The sequence below is a fragment of the Paenibacillus sp. FSL W7-1088 genome (genome assembly GCF_037969855.1).
In the GTDB taxonomy this organism is placed as follows: Bacteria; Bacillota; Bacilli; order Paenibacillales; family Paenibacillaceae; genus Paenibacillus.
In genome coordinates this window covers 1,272,942-1,288,475 of the sequence record NZ_CP150216.1, presented here as the reverse complement: position 1 = coordinate 1,288,475, position 15,534 = coordinate 1,272,942, and the positions used below count along the sequence as shown (strand labels likewise).

General features: G+C 48.5%; 15 protein-coding genes. 3 read left to right on the top strand and 12 right to left on the bottom strand.

Features of this window, described 5'->3' with window-relative positions:
• The first annotated feature begins 67 nt into the window (after positions 1–67).
• Entirely contained in the window at positions 68–586 is a 519-nt protein-coding gene (locus MKY42_RS05780) for a hypothetical protein (protein ID WP_339849525.1), read from the top strand.
• A 75-nt stretch (positions 587–661) separates the two neighbouring features.
• Here MKY42_RS05780 and MKY42_RS05775 read toward each other — a convergent pair whose 3' ends face one another.
• Positions 662–1,588 carry a tyrosine-type recombinase/integrase gene (locus MKY42_RS05775; protein WP_339849522.1) on the bottom strand — a complete coding sequence of 309 codons (927 nt, stop codon included), beginning with the start codon at positions 1,586–1,588 and terminating at the stop codon, positions 662–664.
• Positions 1,589–1,758: 170 nt separating this feature from the next.
• On the opposite strand from MKY42_RS05775, the gene MKY42_RS05770 reads away from it, so the two are divergent.
• A complete protein-coding gene (locus MKY42_RS05770) occupies positions 1,759–1,959 on the top strand; it encodes a cold-shock protein (protein WP_062320808.1) in 201 nt (66 codons plus the stop codon).
• 74 nt (positions 1,960–2,033) lie between these two features.
• On the top strand, positions 2,034–2,306 hold the full coding sequence (locus MKY42_RS05765) for an HU family DNA-binding protein (protein ID WP_053783990.1): 273 nt from the start codon (positions 2,034–2,036) through the stop codon (positions 2,304–2,306).
• Positions 2,307–2,585: 279 nt separating this feature from the next.
• On the opposite strand, the gene MKY42_RS05760 is transcribed toward MKY42_RS05765, so the two are convergent.
• The 11 genes from MKY42_RS05760 to MKY42_RS05710 form a co-directional block, all read right to left on the bottom strand.
• A complete protein-coding gene (locus tag MKY42_RS05760; protein WP_062320810.1) occupies positions 2,586–3,386 on the bottom strand; it encodes an ABC transporter ATP-binding protein in 801 nt (266 codons plus the stop codon).
• Between the two features lie 60 nt (positions 3,387–3,446).
• Positions 3,447–4,583: an ABC transporter ATP-binding protein gene (locus MKY42_RS05755; protein WP_179265655.1), complete on the bottom strand. Its 1,137-nt coding sequence runs from the start codon at positions 4,581–4,583 to the stop codon at positions 3,447–3,449.
• 4 nt (positions 4,584–4,587) lie between these two features.
• Positions 4,588–5,424 (bottom strand): ABC transporter permease, encoded by an 837-nt coding sequence (locus MKY42_RS05750; protein WP_090893845.1) that lies wholly within the window; start codon positions 5,422–5,424, stop codon positions 4,588–4,590.
• Between the two features lies 1 nt (position 5,425).
• Positions 5,426–6,436, bottom strand: a complete 1,011-nt coding sequence (locus MKY42_RS05745) for an ABC transporter permease (protein WP_063567843.1) — start codon at positions 6,434–6,436, stop codon at positions 5,426–5,428.
• Between the two features lie 89 nt (positions 6,437–6,525).
• Positions 6,526–8,337 carry an ABC transporter substrate-binding protein gene (locus MKY42_RS05740; RefSeq protein WP_339849498.1) on the bottom strand — a complete coding sequence of 604 codons (1,812 nt, stop codon included), beginning with the start codon at positions 8,335–8,337 and terminating at the stop codon, positions 6,526–6,528.
• A 209-nt stretch (positions 8,338–8,546) separates the two neighbouring features.
• Complete coding sequence (locus tag MKY42_RS05735) at positions 8,547–9,233, bottom strand: response regulator transcription factor (RefSeq protein WP_339849496.1); 687 nt, start codon at positions 9,231–9,233, stop codon at positions 8,547–8,549.
• Complete coding sequence (locus MKY42_RS05730) at positions 9,233–10,471, bottom strand: sensor histidine kinase (RefSeq protein ID WP_339849493.1); 1,239 nt, start codon at positions 10,469–10,471, stop codon at positions 9,233–9,235. The genes MKY42_RS05735 and MKY42_RS05730 overlap by 1 nt, the downstream gene beginning before the upstream one ends.
• A 33-nt stretch (positions 10,472–10,504) precedes the next feature.
• Positions 10,505–10,951 (bottom strand): hypothetical protein, encoded by a 447-nt coding sequence (locus MKY42_RS05725; RefSeq protein WP_179265658.1) that lies wholly within the window; start codon positions 10,949–10,951, stop codon positions 10,505–10,507.
• A gap of 245 nt (positions 10,952–11,196) precedes the next feature.
• Positions 11,197–11,841, bottom strand: a complete 645-nt coding sequence (locus MKY42_RS05720) for a Vat family streptogramin A O-acetyltransferase (RefSeq protein WP_090893836.1) — start codon at positions 11,839–11,841, stop codon at positions 11,197–11,199.
• 65 nt (positions 11,842–11,906) lie between these two features.
• The gene (locus MKY42_RS05715; RefSeq protein WP_339849489.1) at positions 11,907–13,502 is read right to left on the bottom strand and encodes a glycoside hydrolase family 43 protein; all 1,596 of its coding nucleotides are present in this window, start codon (positions 13,500–13,502) and stop codon (positions 11,907–11,909) included.
• A gap of 52 nt (positions 13,503–13,554) precedes the next feature.
• Positions 13,555–15,531, bottom strand: a complete 1,977-nt coding sequence (locus MKY42_RS05710; protein ID WP_339849487.1) for a YjhG/YagF family D-xylonate dehydratase — start codon at positions 15,529–15,531, stop codon at positions 13,555–13,557.
• Between the last annotated feature and the right edge of the window lie 3 nt (positions 15,532–15,534).

Below are 15,534 nucleotides of genomic sequence, written 5' to 3'. Positions count from 1 at the left end.
CAAACGTAATATATGGTAAATTATTGAAAGGGGTTAATTATGAAATAGGATAGGAGTCTATTAACTGATGAATTACTTGAAATCCGGAATTTTAACGACCGGCATTGCCGCAATATTAATTTGCAGTGGTTCAATTACAGAGATGATTCGAACCGATCGATCTGAAGCATCCACCGAGTCTTCACGCTGGGAGAACCAACCTCAAGAACTTCAGGAGAAGTTAACAAAATCATGGATCAGAGGAATAGAGGCGATACGTAACACGCTGAATGAGAATAGTGAGGAGAATATAACTGAATGGAAACTGTTTTACAGCTTGGAGGATTCATTAAACACCCTTCCCGATAAAGATCACTCTTCATTCATCGCTGCCTATTATAGTAACGAACGAAGAACCATGCTGGAAACCGGGGATATCATGCCTGCCTTGCTTTTACATCCTGATCATACAAAGGCAATACTTTTTTGGGAAAAGCATGATGGAACCTACGCCATTATTACATTAGAATCGCAAATCAATGCAAGCAACAAGCCTGAATGGGATGTAAGTCATTCTTGGATAACCAAACAGCCCTCATCCACTTGAAGTGGGTCAGGGCATCATTGATCCTCATTGATCTTATATCCGTTCGTAATCCTCATAAAGAGTTCTGCATGTAATTTAATGCGTTTCCGTTTCTCCATCCTCTTCTGCCGACAAAGATAAATTGGCATTTAACCCCTTCACATAAATCATCGTGGTATCCGGATTGATATGCCCCATCATTTCTGCCAAGCGATGCAGTGGTGTATGCTCGGCCATGGCGTATCCGAACCGATGACGTAGATCATGGGAACTTAGCCCTTCCAGACCGGCTGTAGTCATCACCCTTTTGATCAAATGGCGCAGCGCCCTCTCTGTTAAGCGATCACTGGTTTTCTCGGAAGGAAACAGGTAAGGACTATCTGGCGCGAGACCCTCCATGTACATCTTCAACAAAGAAATACATGTCATGTTCAGCGGAATTTTCCGTTGACCGTTTCGTTTATCAGCCCGCACGGTAAGTTGCCCGCTTCTTTTGCCCAATTCAATATCATCGGGAGCGAGATTGCATATCTCCATCGTTCGCATACCAGTATGAAACATGAGCGTAAGGATGGTCTGATCCCGAAGTGAGTTGCCATTCTCGACCGCAGATAGGAATGATTGTTCCTCCTCGGTGGTCATTCGGCGGGGGCTAACCTTGTCTTCCGGAATGAATTTCAGAGGTTTGGAAGGATCACTGTTAATTCTGGCTTCCGATGAAGCCCACTTGAAAAACCGCTTCAATGTAATTAGTCTGCGATTAATGGTAGACGGCTTCAATTGCATTACCTTTTGTGAATCTTCCCGATAACTGACCAAAGTCGAGGTATGTACGTCTTCGATTCGAAATGAAATCTCTTCACCCCGAGAATCGTTCCCCTTATACCATTCGGTAAAATGCTTCAAATCACTCGCATATTCTTTCAAGGTTTTGGGAGTCAATTCTCCCTCAATCGTAAGCATATGTATGAATTCCTGAACAACCATTTCCCCTTGTACCGAAGTACCAGAACCCTTATCCATTAGAAAAAACCTCCAAATCTTGACTTATATTAGCGGACATGGTATTATCATATTAATCGATACATTAGCGGACATCAAGTCTGTGGGTTTGAATATACCTGATTAGCGTTGATTTTTAAATTAGCCTTTTCAAAATGGTCGTTTAAAAACTTATTTTTTGGAGGAACTACATGCAAACAGGTACAGTGAAATGGTTTAACGCGGACAAAGGATTTGGCTTTATCGAAACTGAAGAAGGAACAGACGTATTCGTTCATTTCAGTGCAATTCAAGGCGACGGTTTCAAAACATTGGATGAAGGACAACGCGTCCAATTTGAAGTAACTCAAGGTAACCGTGGTCCACAGGCTGAGAACGTTACTAAAGTTTAATTATATTAAAGCTGCCTTGTACAAGGCAGCTTTTTGTTTTATTTCATCCAAAAACGAAAAGCGAGGTATGACAAATGGATAAAGAACAATTGATCACAGAAGTAGCCAAAAACGGCGGATTCTCCAAAAAGAACGCTGAAAAGGCCGTAACGGTTGTACTGGATTCGATTTTGGAAGCATTGAAAGAAGGCAAAGAGGTTCAACTGGTTGGATTCGGCAAATTCGAAGTGCGTAATCGCGAAGCACGTATGGGTAAAAGCCGTAGAACTGGTAAGGAAATTCAACTTCCAGCAGGTAAAGTTCCCGTATTTACAGCAGGATTAACCATGAAAGAAGCTTTAAACTAAACAGCAACAACAGGATTGGAAAAGAGGTTTTTATTCAAACACACAATGAACATTTTGATGTAAATTTCGTGTTTTCTACGGTTGATGATATCATTAACTTTTATTCCGGCAAGCAGACAAACCAGAATAACGCGGAAGATCACACCCATTCAACACCCCCATCAACAGAGTCTGCACAGACGCCACAACCACCCACTCGCTAAAACGAACCTTTCATCTTGGACAATAAGAAGCCCTGTTCCGCTCAACACGGTCCAGGGCTTAATTTGTGTATTTGTGTCAATCGAGCACCCAGGGAGAATGAATTTTGGGTACGTCATTGATTAATTGTTTAGTATAAGGATGCTCTGCATGGTGAATAACTTCCTCCGCTCTCCCCGCCTCCACCATTCGTCCATGCTCCATAATGCAAATCGTGTCGCTCACATAATACGCCAGACCCACGTCGTGCGTAATAAACACAATAGTCATGCGGTTCTCATCGCGCAGCTTGAGCAGCATATCCAGAATCGTTGAACGCGAGCACGCGTCCACCATGGACGTTGGTTCATCGGCGATCAACACCTTAGGATGCAGCATGAAAATGCGGGCAATCATGAGCCGTTGCATCTGTCCACCGGACAGTTCAAACGGATATTTGTTGTATAACTCCTCGAACTTCAGGTTGACGAAGGAACAAGCTTCCTTCATTTTGGCATATTCCTCGTCCTTGTTCAGCTTCAGTCCCTGAAGTTTGATACAGTCTACCAGCAGCTTTTCCACCCGGTGAAATACGTTGAACGAAGAGAACGGGTCCTGGAAAATGGCCTGGATATCCTTCCAATAGGCTTTACGCTCACGATACCGCTTCAGTTGTCTGGGCTTACCATCGTATTCGATCGCTCCACCCGTTTCCTTGAGCAAACCCATGATCATTTTCGCGAGTGTCGTCTTGCCGCTGCCGCTCTCTCCCACAATGGAGATAATCTCCCCTTCATGAAAATCAAAGCTCACATCGTCCACCGCTGCCTTTTTGCGATTGCCTGTACCGTACACCTTGGTCAGATGGCGGCCGCTGATCAGCACCTTTCCCATCGCCATACTACCTCACTCCTTTCGGGGAGCCTTGATCCGAACCCGTTACGCCCGGAAAGAATCATTTCATTGGTCTGCGATATCGTCTGTGTCAGCTCGAACATCTCGGACATCTTCTTTATTTAGGCCGCTTTCCTCCTGGTTTTGTTCACTCTCCTGGGACTCTTCGTTCACAGCCTCCTGCTCTACGTGACCGTCCTGCTCCTGCTCCCTGATCTGCTCCAGCATCTCGGGTGTCAGGAGACAGCGATATATGCGCCCATCGACATGAATGTTCTCAATTTTCCCCTGGCGGCACTCGTCGGTCACCAGTGTACATCGCTCTGCGAAGCGGCATCCTTCCGGCACATTCTTCAGATTTGGTGGTGCACCAGGAATGGCAGCTAGTTTGTGCTCCTTCATGCCCTCTTCCGGCACAATGATGGAACCCATCAGCTTGCGAGTGTACGGATGCAGCGGATTAAAAATCATCTGCTCTGCCGTGCCTCGTTCCACAATCTCTCCGGCATACATCACCATAATTTCATCCGTGACATGGTACAGCAGAGGCAGCTCATGCGTGATGAACACCAGTGATTTGATTACCTTGCGTTTCAACAAATCCTTCAACAGACGAATAACTGCCTTCTGAGAAGTTACGTCCAGAGCCGAAGTAGGTTCATCCGCAATAAGCACGTTAGGATTCAGAATCGTTGAGATGGCGATAACCGTTCGCTGCTTCATGCCGCCGGACAATTCATTTGGATACATATCCAGTACATCCGGCGACAAATTCAGTGATTGGAAGCGCTCCGTAGCCATCTTCCGCACATCCGACCGTTTCATCTCCGGACGATGCTCCTTCATAATATCTTCAATAAACCTGATTATACGCAGCGTTGGGTTCAGTGCATTCATAGCGGCCTGCGGAATATAAGCAATTTCCTTGCCCAGAACGCGCGAACGAAGCTGCTCTTTGTTCAGCTGCATAATATCGGTACCATTAATGCGGATCGAACCACTGCCATAATGAAGCGGCGGGAAATAAAAGCCCATCAGGCTGAGCGCCAGCGTCGATTTGCCACAGCCCGATTCACCTGCAATGCCCAGCGTCTGCCCCTCTTTCAGTCCGAACTCCACCCCGTCGACGGCAAAGACGTTCTCCTTGAGCCGGGTACGGTAATAGGTTTTGAGACCGCTGACCTGAAGTATAGGTTGGTTCATGGTCTTAGCTCCTTATTTTCGGATTGAAAATTTCGTCCATGCCCGTATTCATCAGATAAAGCGAGAAGGTAATGACCGCAATCGCCAGCGCCGCAGGAATGAAAGCCCACCACGCCCCTGCTACTGGCGCTTCAAACACAAGTGCCCAGTTCATCAGAATGCCGAGCGAGATCGTATTATACGGCCCCAGGCCCAGCATGGAGATGGAAGCTTCGGACAGAATGCCCGATGCCGTCTGGAGCACAAATGCCATCACCACATAAGACGCGATATACGGCAAAATCTCATGGATAATGATACGCGGCGTACTGTGTCCCGAAATTTTCGCAATATGCACATGATCCCGGCTGCGCAGAGATGTCGTCTGGGCTCGCACAGCCCGGGCCGTCCAGGGCCAGCTGGTTATCCCGATAATGATCGCCGTCACCAGGGAACTGCGTGAATCAATGCTGACGGAGATCAAGATCAGAATAATGAATGAAGGAATAACGATAAAAATATTGGTAATTGCCGTCAGAAAGTTATCCAGCATTCCCCCGATATATCCAGACACCAGACCCATAACCAGACCAATAACGGTCGCAAACACACCTGCAATCAGCCCCACACGTATGGATGTCTGGATGCCATACATCAATTCAAGGAAAATGTCCCGTCCAAAATTGTCCGATCCTAGCAGCAGGCCATCACCAGGTGGCTGGAACGCCATCGCAATCATCTCGAGCGGATCACTGCGATTGATGAGCGGATAGATCGTAACCAAGAGCAGCATGCCGACAAAAGTCACCGCACCGATCATGAATTTGGGTGACTTCAGCAAAATAGAGATCGAATGCTTCATATCACTGTTCCTCCATTTGAGCGGCCTTGATGCGCGGGTCAATGAAGCCGTAGATGACATCAATGGTAAAGTTCGCAAGCAATACAGCAATAGCAATCAGCAGCGTACACCCTGAGATTAGTGGATAATCCAGCTGCCTTATGGCCGTGAACAACCATGTGCCAATGCCCGGATAACTGAAGACAATCTCACAGATAAGTGATCCGCCGACCATCGTACCGATGGAGAGCGCAAGTCCCGTAATTTGCGGCAGCATGGCGTTGCGGAACACATAACGCGCAATTCGGCCGTCGCGAATACCCAGCAGTTTGCTGTATAACACATAGTCTGAATTCAGCTCATAGATGGACATCTCCCGCATGCCAATGGCCTGACCACCAATGGTCACAAGCACAATGGAGAGAAACGGTAAGGTATGGTGGCGAACAACGGACATGATGAAGTCGAAGCTCAGCTGCGGCACCATCTGGAAGTCATATCCGCCTGATAAAGGGAACCATTTCAGTGATAACGCAAAGACATACAGCATAATAATAGCCAGAGTAAAAAAAGGAATGGAATTGATAAACAATGCTACCGGAAACAGCACTTTATCAAAAACACCCTTCCGGTACGCTGCAATCGCACCGAGCAAATTACCAATGATCCAGCCGACCAGGATGGCCGGAAGTTGAAGCCCCACCGTCCAAGGGACGGCGGAGGCCAGAATGTCCGTCACAGGTTTCGGATACAGTCCAAAGGACGTGCCCAGATTACCTGTGAACAGATTTTTTAAATAAATGCCGAATTGGGTCCATAGCGGCTGATCAATGCCGAATTCCACCGTAAATGTCTCATACACCCGCTTGATGGAATCCGAGTCGGTCATCCCTGACGTCATTTTGGAAGCAATCATGCTCACCGGGTTACCTTCTATCAGTCTTGGCAAAATAAAATTCAGTCCGATGGCGATGACCAGGGTCAGGCCGTACCAGAATACTTTTTTGGCGACATATCTGGAATAGGCATTCATAGGATTTAGCACCCCCGAGTTTAGCGGATAAGGGCCTTATGTCTGAAGTGACGGTTCACTTCATCGCGTCCTGATTCAATATGAGTTCCTTAATTGTGAATCTGATACAATGCCTTAATACCTGCACCGTCCATCGAGATTTGCGGCGGAATGTTGGTGCCATCTCCTTCGGTCGGGAAACCTTTCCAGACTGATTCGTTCACGGTGTCAAATACCCATGGTCTGTACATCAGCGGAATGGAAGGGATATCTTTCAGCCAGATGGTATTCAGTTCGGTATACAGTGACTTCAGCTTCGCCTCGTCAGACACAGATGGAATCTCTTCAATAATGGCGTCTGCGCGGTCATTCTGGTAACGTCCCCAGTTCCAGAATGCCATCTCACCCATTGGGGCAACCCCTTTGGAGTACATGATCGTCATCGCACGGTTCCATGGCTGGCTTGGGCTGACCCCGCCTGCAGGTGTGTTCATGATGATGTCGAATTTGCCGGTTTGCAGATCATTGGTCCATACCGGGGATTCCGGGAATTTGGTGCGAATTTCAATTCCTATGGCCTTGGCGCTCTGCGCTACGATCTCCAGGGCAGCGTTCCAGTCAGACCAGCCGTAAGGACATTCAACCTCGAAAGGTCCAAGGCGTGTGCCGTTAAGAACACGGATGCCGTCTTTGCCTTTCGTCGCTCCAATCTTGTCGAGCAGCGCATTGGCTCCTTCAATATCCATCGTCCATTGCAACGACTTGATGGCATCCTGGTCAATATATTTGGACTCGGCGTCTGAGTTCAAGGTCAGAGAAGGCTGCATTGGTGCGGAATATCCGCTCATGGCCAGCTCCGAGATTTTGTCATAGTTAATGCTCATGGCTATTGCACGGCGAACGTCAGCATTATCCAGTCCGGCTTTGGACAGATTGAAGAAAATGCTTGGCATGGAACCGGGTAGATAATACGGTGCATCCTTCAGATACGTTTTGACAGCAGCCCCGCCTTCCCACATCTTCCACACTTGAGGGATAAACTGCTGGGAGACGTCCACTTGCCCACTTTTGAACGCCAGATCACCTGCGGCATTATCCTTGTAGATCACGTGAGTGATGTACTTCGGTGCAGGCAGCTTGCCGAACAATTTCTGTCCCCAGTAGTTGTCGTCACGGACAATCGTAATTTTCTGGTCGTTGTAAAAGTGAAGCTTATAGGCTCCGGTTCCCACCGGATTATCATTAACCTCTTTGCGAATCGCGGTCAGATCATTATTGTTCTTCTTCTCGATCTCTTCCCAGATATGCTTCGGCAGCATCGGGATCAGTTCAATGCTGTCCAGTACGGTCAGCTTGTTAGGGTTATCGGGGTTCAGCTTAATTTCCACAGCTTGCTCTCCATCCGCTTTCACTTCACTGATGTAGGTCCAGAAGCTGCTCCAGTTGATATCGTATTTTTTGCCCAGTTCATAGGTATATACAACATCATCTGCCGTAAAAGCCGTTCCGTCGCTCCACTTCGCATCCGCATTCAGCTCGATACGCAGAGTGGTTTCATCTGTCCATTCATACGACTTGCCCAAGAGCGGTTCAAGACCGCCGTCCAGCTGGTTCACCATGAACAACGTCTCGTACACCAGTTCCCTGGAGTTGCCGTAATTCACTGGAAATGCGGGATTTCCGCTCAACAGATTGAAGTTGGTTGGTGGCCCCCATTGCAGCCCGTTGATATACAAGGTCTCATTACGTGGTGTTTCCTTGTTGGTCTGTGGTGCAGGTTCGTTCTGGGTTGTCGTGGTCGGTGTATCCACCGTCCCTTGCGGTTCACTTACTGATGGTGGCTGAACACTTTGGCAACCGGCAAACAATGTGACCGACATGAACAGAGCGACGAGCGGTATGCCAGCTCTTTTAAATCGCATTCTGAACCCCTCCGTGAATTCATATTAATGTTATTGGAAGCGCTTACTTAAAGTTATTCTATGACTTATCTCACACCAAACATTCCATCTCTTTTCTCAATTTTGAGACATTATTTATACGGACACACGAAATAACCAACTCCGCAAGAAGCAGCTGGTTATTTGCTGAATTATGATTGATTATTACTCCCCATTAGATCAAGAACGGTTTACTTGACGAATCCATTACGAATGGCAAAGACGACCGCCTGTGTGCGGTCTTCCACCTGAATTTTTTGCAAAATACGATGCACATGCGTCTTGACTGTACTCTCTCCGATAAAAAGCTTGCGAGCAATCTCCTCATTCCGTAATCCATAGGCCATCTGCTGCAAAACCTCCAATTCCCGTCCGGTAAACGGTTCCGGCAATGGTTCGCATGCTACTGTATCCTTCACTGAATCCGAATGACTCGGGGTTGAACGAATGGCGAGACCGATCACTTTGGCTGCCACCGCCGTGCGGTAGATCGCCTCCCCCCGGTATGCAGCACGAACCGCATCAACGAGTTCGTCCGGCGCCGCATCCTTGAGCAGATAACCGACAGCTCCGGCACGTATTCCTTTGTACACATAATCCTCATGATCGAATGTGGTCAGGATCACCACTTTGCAGTCAGGCAGTATCTTCATTAGCTCCGCTGTTGCTTCCAATCCGTCTCCTGCTTCCATCTGTACATCCATTAATACGACATGTGGACGAACCTCTGCTGCCAGACGAATGGCCTCATGTCCCCCACCCGCTTCCCCTACCACTTCCATATCCTGCTGTGCATTAATAATAAAACGTAAACCATGCCGGACCAGATGCTGGTCATCTACGAGGAGTACACGTATTTCCTTTATATCCTGCTCCATTACTGTTCATCACCTCCCATAATCTCCTTCACATCTTGAGGAATGGTAAGGGTTAACCTCATTCCATGTGGATCAACTGCATCAATCGATAAGGAACCGCCTGCCCTTTCACATCTTGCTCTCATACTTGATAGTCCGAAACCGGGAGAGATCGGATTTTCTTTGCGATACATTCCGTTATCCTCCACAATCATATGCAGCTGCTGCTCCTTCTCCAGGATGTTCACCTTCACTTGCGAAGCCTGGGCATGACGAATAATATTCGTTAACGCCTCCTGAAGTACACGATACAATAATTCGGACGTTTCTGGCGTCCAATGACTCGTCTGCTCTTGGGGAGTGAGTTTGATCGTAAAACCTGCCATCTCCCGTATCTCATTCACCAGACTCGTCAAGGCGACCAGCCCGAGGCCTGCTTCATTGCTGCCCATCTGATGAGCAACGGTCCGAACCTCCTGGAGACATTGTCTGACTACTTCAAGCACCGTCCCCATCGCTTTGTCCGCTTCTGCTGCGTCCATCTTCATCATATACGGCAATGCCTGAAGCTGAACAATAATGGAGGTCAATCGGTTGCCAACACTGTCGTGCAAATCCATCGAGATCCGGCTTCGTTCTTCAAGTACGGCATACTGCATCAATCGGACGGTAGCCTGCTCCAACTCCTGATGTGTATCCTGAAGCTCCTGATGGGCATGTGTCAGTTCAGCGTGCATCTTCTCCAATTCCTCATAATGTCTTTTGCTGGCCTGTCTGCTTTCCCGTCTGATTCTCGCAGCCCAGCATAGAATATAGGTTCCAGCGTGAGCCATCGAATACACCAGAATCTGATTGGGTTCGTATTGATCCACATAGAGCAGCCCCGCATTCCCGATGATGATAATGATGCCAAGCAACGAAGAACGATGGATGGGCAATTTCAGCGCAGTATATCCGATGAGATAAAAGGTTAATTCAAAGATACGATACTCGGCCTGGAAGAACTGGGCATAGAGCAGCGTCACCATCCAAATCGCCAATATCCCTAACGTTCGCATCCGCTCATTTCGAAGTGACTGCGGAACCCAAACCAACATAAGGTAGGGCAGCCTTACGATCAGTCCTACACTCAACTCGACCCACGCCAATTCTTTGAAGGGCTCGATCAGACTGTAAAGCAGCAGCACCGTTAAAATAATATCTGCTATATGATCCAGTACCACCTTTTGAATCTGCATCCATTTCGAATCGTTCTGCATAGCTTTCCTTTCTAATCCTAAAGTTTGAAACGATTATACACCTCTGCCTTGAAAACGCTGGATTTTGGCATACAGAAAATAGCGCCGGGCAACGATGCTTCCCAGAGGCAGAAACAACAAAGCACTGCTCAGTGAAACCACCGTATGATGCACATCCCATTGGCTGGCGAGCTGTCTCAGCACCATAACCACGATCAGGAGCAAGCTGCTCGCCAGCGATCCCCTGGACATCAATTTACCTGTAGTTGGATGGACTCGAAGCTGCTCCAGATGTACCCGCCACGCACCAATCCCGCAACCGATGAGGAGAAAAACAATATATAATAGGATGTTACCCACTGTTAATGGTGTATTTACTACGCTCGACAGCACCCAATATGCAATGATCGCTGGAAAGACCCATAAACGGGATGTCTTCACTTCCTTCTCCCTTAAAGATAACAATAGAACAATGACGGCTATTATCACAAGATTCATCATGTTTGTTTCCTCACCTTCTTCACGTGTTCTCTGATCTACAATCAGTGTAGCCGAATTCAGCGGGAGTTAAGTCCACCTGCGGATGGATTGGCTCTCTTAATCTCTTCCATCCAGAAGATTAGTGTGGATATGCAAGGTTGCCTGAAATGTGATGTAGATGAGCATTTGTAGTCCAAAATAAAAAACTGGCTCCGTAAGGAACCAGCCATAGTCTCGTTTTTGCACATTAATTCTCGTACACCAATCTACTTGCTCTTCAAAAGCTCACGCAATGTCTGCCGATCATATGTAGAGACCAGTCGTTCCAAATGTGTGTCCAACCACGCCTCATCCTGATCCCACCATTTCAGTTCCAGCAGTAAAGCAATGATTTCATCGTCGAAGCGCTTTTTGATTGGCTTGACCGGGTTGCCACCCACAATGGTATATGGCTCGATGTCCTTGGTGACTGTCGCATTGGAAGCAACGATGGCACCGTCTCCAATCGTGACACCCGGCATGATGGTTACATTTTGACCAATCCAGACGTCATTCCCCAATACAGTGTCTCCCTTAAAAGGCAGCTGATCCAGCGTAGGGGTCACTCTCTCCCAACCACCACCAAAAATATTGAAGGGATAGGTCGTCATGCCCTCCATCCGATGATTAGCACCATTCATAATGAATGTCACGCCTTCGGCAATTGCACAAAACTTACCGATCACCAGACGATCACCCAGGAAATCATAATGATGCTGAATGCGGTCATAAAATTGCTCGGGTGGACGACTGTTGTCACTATAATACGTATAATCACCGATCAACACATTAGAGCGCGGCGGCAAATTTTGAATGTAACAAACGGTACGAATATTGTCGTTAGGGAAAAGTTTTGTTTTATCGGGAGCCATATATATTCCCTCCTTTTCCACCATTGTAACAGATATTAGATTTTAAACGGACGGAGTTCTATCTATCACTCTTTCCGTTGGTTACTCGTTTCTTTGTACACAAAGTAATCGAAATCAGCGTGTTTACGGGTCCCGCCAAGATCCTGCACACAGAGACCGATATAGGTACCGGTAAACCGGATATATTCCGGAGATTCATCAGACAGATGTGTGATATCAAGCCACCCGCTTACCCGACACCAGGATGGATCATCATCTAACGCATAGTAAAAGCAGGCACGATCGTGATTGACCACAACCTTTAAGCGGATTTTTTTCACTGATTCTAACGGAATATCCTCCAGCAGCAGTTCGTCGTATATCCCGTACCTGGACTGAATAATGCCCAAGCACAATCCCTTCTCTTCATGACAAGTAACCCGTAAATAAAGATAGTCTTTGGTATCGTAGTACAGAATCAGTCCTGCCATTTGCTGTGGATGGTCCGGCTCAAATTCCAGACAAGTTTCGGCTTCACACTCAAACGCCTGCAATCTTCGGGCGACCATGCTCTGCCTGTGCGTCGAACTCATAGACTCCATTCCGCGCAAGCGCAAGTAACCGGGACGTTCTGTCAGGCTGAGCCAAGTCGGATCGGGTGGTATACGAAGTGTATTCCAATCGTTCTGAAGCTCGAATTGATCAAAGTGGTCCATTTCTGCTGCTGGTTCAAATGGATGTGCCGTGATCTTCGGTGCAGGCACCTGAACCTCTGGATAACGATCTCCACTCGCAAGCCTCAGCCAGCCGTCCTCGCTCCAAGTGCACTGCTGAAGCGCGGTCTCCCGTCCAAGTATGCAATATTTTTGATTGATGGGCCGCCCGACCAGATGAGCCATGTACCACTCGCCGGTGTGCGTTTCGACGAGACTGCCGTGACCGGCCTTTTGCAGATCTAAATCCGGCCTGCCGTATGAAGTGAGGATCGGACTGGCAGGATCGACCTCATAAGGGCCTTGTAACGTACGGGAACGTGATACCGTAACCGCATGCTCATAACCGGTTCCCCCTTCAGCCGTTATTAAATAATAATAGTCCTTGTGCTTATACAGATGCGGCGCTTCCGTCAGTCCTAGTTCCGTTCCTTTAAATATGTTAACTGCAGGCCCGACCAACTGTTGTTCTTGGATGGAATATTCCTGAAGAACGATGCCTGAAAACCGGTTTTTACCCTTACGATGATCCCAAATCATATTGACCAACCACTTCCGTCCATCTTCATCATGAAATAAGGAAGGATCAAAACCGCTGCTGTTCAGATACACCGGTTCGGACCAGGGCCCTTCAATATCTGTTGCTGTCACAAGGTAATTGTGGGTATCTTTAAAAGCGCCTACCCGGCTTTTGACATCTGTGTAGATTAGGTAAAATAAACCGTTGTCATAGCTAAGGCAGGGTGCCCATACACCGCCGGAGTTAATGTTGCCCTCCATGTTCAATTGCGTTACACGGGTCAGCGGAGAAGCGATCGGCCGCCAATGAACCAGATCCCGGGAATGGTGAATCCGAACACCAGGGAACCATTCAAAGGTGGAGGTGGCGATATAATAATCTTTCCCCGCCCTGCATATAGACGGATCGGGATGAAAACCGCGAAGAATGGGGTTCGTGATCATATTCATGTAAGAAACCTCCGGTATGAAAGTAATGATAGGTAATCAACAAAGGTTGATTTCAATACCAGCCTAACGCTTTTTTACCAGCTTCCAAGGCGGTTATGATCCGCTCTACATCGTACACATTTCCTCTCCATGTCCCACCGCTGACGGATTGCAGCGCAGCCCACAGCCGGGTATCATCCGGCAGAGCTTCATCAGGTCGCATATCCGGATGGAAAGACCTTTGTGCCAGAGTAAGAGCACCTTCTTCCGGTGAAACCTCCGTCTCTCCTTCTCCGACAAAGTTAATGCTGCCCTCCAGTGTATTGCGATCCACGACGATGTCAATTAAGTCTCCGTTCCGTAGCTTGCCAATCGGTCCGCCTGCCAGTCCTTCGGGTCCAACATGGCCAATACACGCTCCGGTGGAAACACCAGAAAACCGGGCATCGGTAATGAGGGACACGTATTTACCAAAAGACAAATGCTTGAGCGCAGACGTCAGCTGGTACGTCTCTTCCATGCCGGTCCCCGTTGGACCTCGTCCGAGAAGCACAACAACGTCGCCAGCCAGAATACCGCCAGTCTTAATCGCATGGATCGCCTCACGCTCGGTGGTAAACACCTTGGCTCTGCCACGATGACGATATACGCCATGCTCATCCAGCACAGCAGGGTCAATAGATGTGGATTTGATCACAGAACCTTCAGGAGCGATATTCCCGGTTGGAAATGTCACGGTCGAAGAAATTCCAAGACGCTGCGAGTGTTCCATACTCATGATGACACTGTCCGGATCAATGCCATCCTGCTCTTTCAATTGCTTCCGCATGAGATGACGGCGTTCTGACGATTCCCACCAATCAAGCACTTGACCCAATGACGTACCTGTAACTGTCGGTACAGACTCATCCAGCAGGCCGAGCTGTCTGAGGTGGAGCATGACCTCCGGTACGCCTCCTGCCTGAAAAACCCGGATGGTCGGGTAGAAGATCGGTCCGTTCGGCAGGGCACTAACCAGTCTCGGAACATTTTTGTTGACCTGTATCCAGTCCTGTACCGCAGGCACGGTTAAACCAGCCGCATGAGCAATAGCCGGTATGTGAAGAAGCAGATTGGTTGAACCGCCAAACGCAGCATGAACGGTCATGGCATTGCGAATCGACGCTTCTGTGACAATGTCCGCCATCTTCATCCCCTGGGATTCCATGTGGATCAGTGCGCGTGCGGATTGGCGCGCCATTTCGATCCAGATGGGCTGCCCGGAAGGTGCAAGCGCGGCATGCGGCACCGTCATGCCCATGGCCTCAGCTACGACCTGGGCTGTTGCCGCAGTACCTAGAAACTGACAGCCTCCTCCAGGTGTAGCGCAAGCCCGACATCCTAAATCCGATGCCATTTCCAGAGAAATTTCCCCGTTGACGTATCGTGCGCCGATGGTCTGAATTTTACCCGCGTCCTCTCCATCTATAGGCGGAAGTGTGACGCCACCGGGAACGATTACGCCAGGCAATTGCGGCATACCGGCAAGCGCGAGCATCATCGCTGGCAGACCTTTGTCACACGTTGCGACACCAAGCACGCCTTTACGCGTCGGCAGGGAGCGAATCAGTCGGCGAAACACCATAGCGGCATCGTTACGGTAGGGAAGCGAGTCAAACATTCCGGTCGTTCCCTGTGATCTACCGTCACACGGATCGCTGACATATCCGGCAAACGGGATTCCTCCCCGGCTTGACAGCTCTTCTGCAGCAGCCTTCATCAGCAGGCCGACCTCCCAGTGGCCCGTATGGTAACCAAGTGCTGCCGGGCTGCCGTCCTCATTGCGTATGCCGCCTTGTGTACTTAAGATCAGAAACTGTTTACCGTTCAATTCCCCGGGTTTCCAGCCCATTCCAACATTTTGAGACATGCCGAACAAGTCGCCGCTTGGAGCATTTCGCAGCAAATCATCCGTTAAAGGAAGACTTCCGGCAGCCCCTGGAGCATGTGCTATGATATCGAAGCAGTTGGATGCCGTCTCCCCCATAATCGACGTAATCTGTTCGTACATGGT

Excerpts from the sequence above, each read along its gene's own strand:
- MKY42_RS05775 (WP_339849522.1), bottom strand. The coding sequence starts at position 1,588 with ATGGATAAGGGTTCTGGTACTTCGGTACAAGGGGAAATGGTTGTTCAG.
- MKY42_RS05770 (WP_062320808.1), top strand. The coding sequence starts at position 1,759 with ATGCAAACAGGTACAGTGAAATGGTTTAACGCGGACAAAGGATTTGGC.
- MKY42_RS05750 (WP_090893845.1), bottom strand. The coding sequence starts at position 5,424 with ATGAAGCATTCGATCTCTATTTTGCTGAAGTCACCCAAATTCATGATC.
- MKY42_RS05755 (WP_179265655.1), bottom strand. The coding sequence starts at position 4,583 with ATGAACCAACCTATACTTCAGGTCAGCGGTCTCAAAACCTATTACCGT.
- MKY42_RS05780 (WP_339849525.1), top strand. The coding sequence starts at position 68 with ATGAATTACTTGAAATCCGGAATTTTAACGACCGGCATTGCCGCAATA.
- MKY42_RS05765 (WP_053783990.1), top strand. The coding sequence starts at position 2,034 with ATGGATAAAGAACAATTGATCACAGAAGTAGCCAAAAACGGCGGATTC.
- MKY42_RS05715 (WP_339849489.1), bottom strand. The coding sequence starts at position 13,502 with ATGAATATGATCACGAACCCCATTCTTCGCGGTTTTCATCCCGATCCG.
- MKY42_RS05720 (WP_090893836.1), bottom strand. The coding sequence starts at position 11,841 with ATGGCTCCCGATAAAACAAAACTTTTCCCTAACGACAATATTCGTACC.
- MKY42_RS05710 (WP_339849487.1), bottom strand. The coding sequence starts at position 15,531 with ATGTACGAACAGATTACGTCGATTATGGGGGAGACGGCATCCAACTGC.
- MKY42_RS05735 (WP_339849496.1), bottom strand. The coding sequence starts at position 9,233 with ATGGAGCAGGATATAAAGGAAATACGTGTACTCCTCGTAGATGACCAG.
- MKY42_RS05740 (WP_339849498.1), bottom strand. The coding sequence starts at position 8,337 with ATGCGATTTAAAAGAGCTGGCATACCGCTCGTCGCTCTGTTCATGTCG.
- MKY42_RS05745 (WP_063567843.1), bottom strand. The coding sequence starts at position 6,436 with ATGAATGCCTATTCCAGATATGTCGCCAAAAAAGTATTCTGGTACGGC.
- MKY42_RS05725 (WP_179265658.1), bottom strand. The coding sequence starts at position 10,951 with ATGATGAATCTTGTGATAATAGCCGTCATTGTTCTATTGTTATCTTTA.
- MKY42_RS05730 (WP_339849493.1), bottom strand. The coding sequence starts at position 10,471 with ATGCAGAACGATTCGAAATGGATGCAGATTCAAAAGGTGGTACTGGAT.
- MKY42_RS05760 (WP_062320810.1), bottom strand. The coding sequence starts at position 3,386 with ATGGCGATGGGAAAGGTGCTGATCAGCGGCCGCCATCTGACCAAGGTG.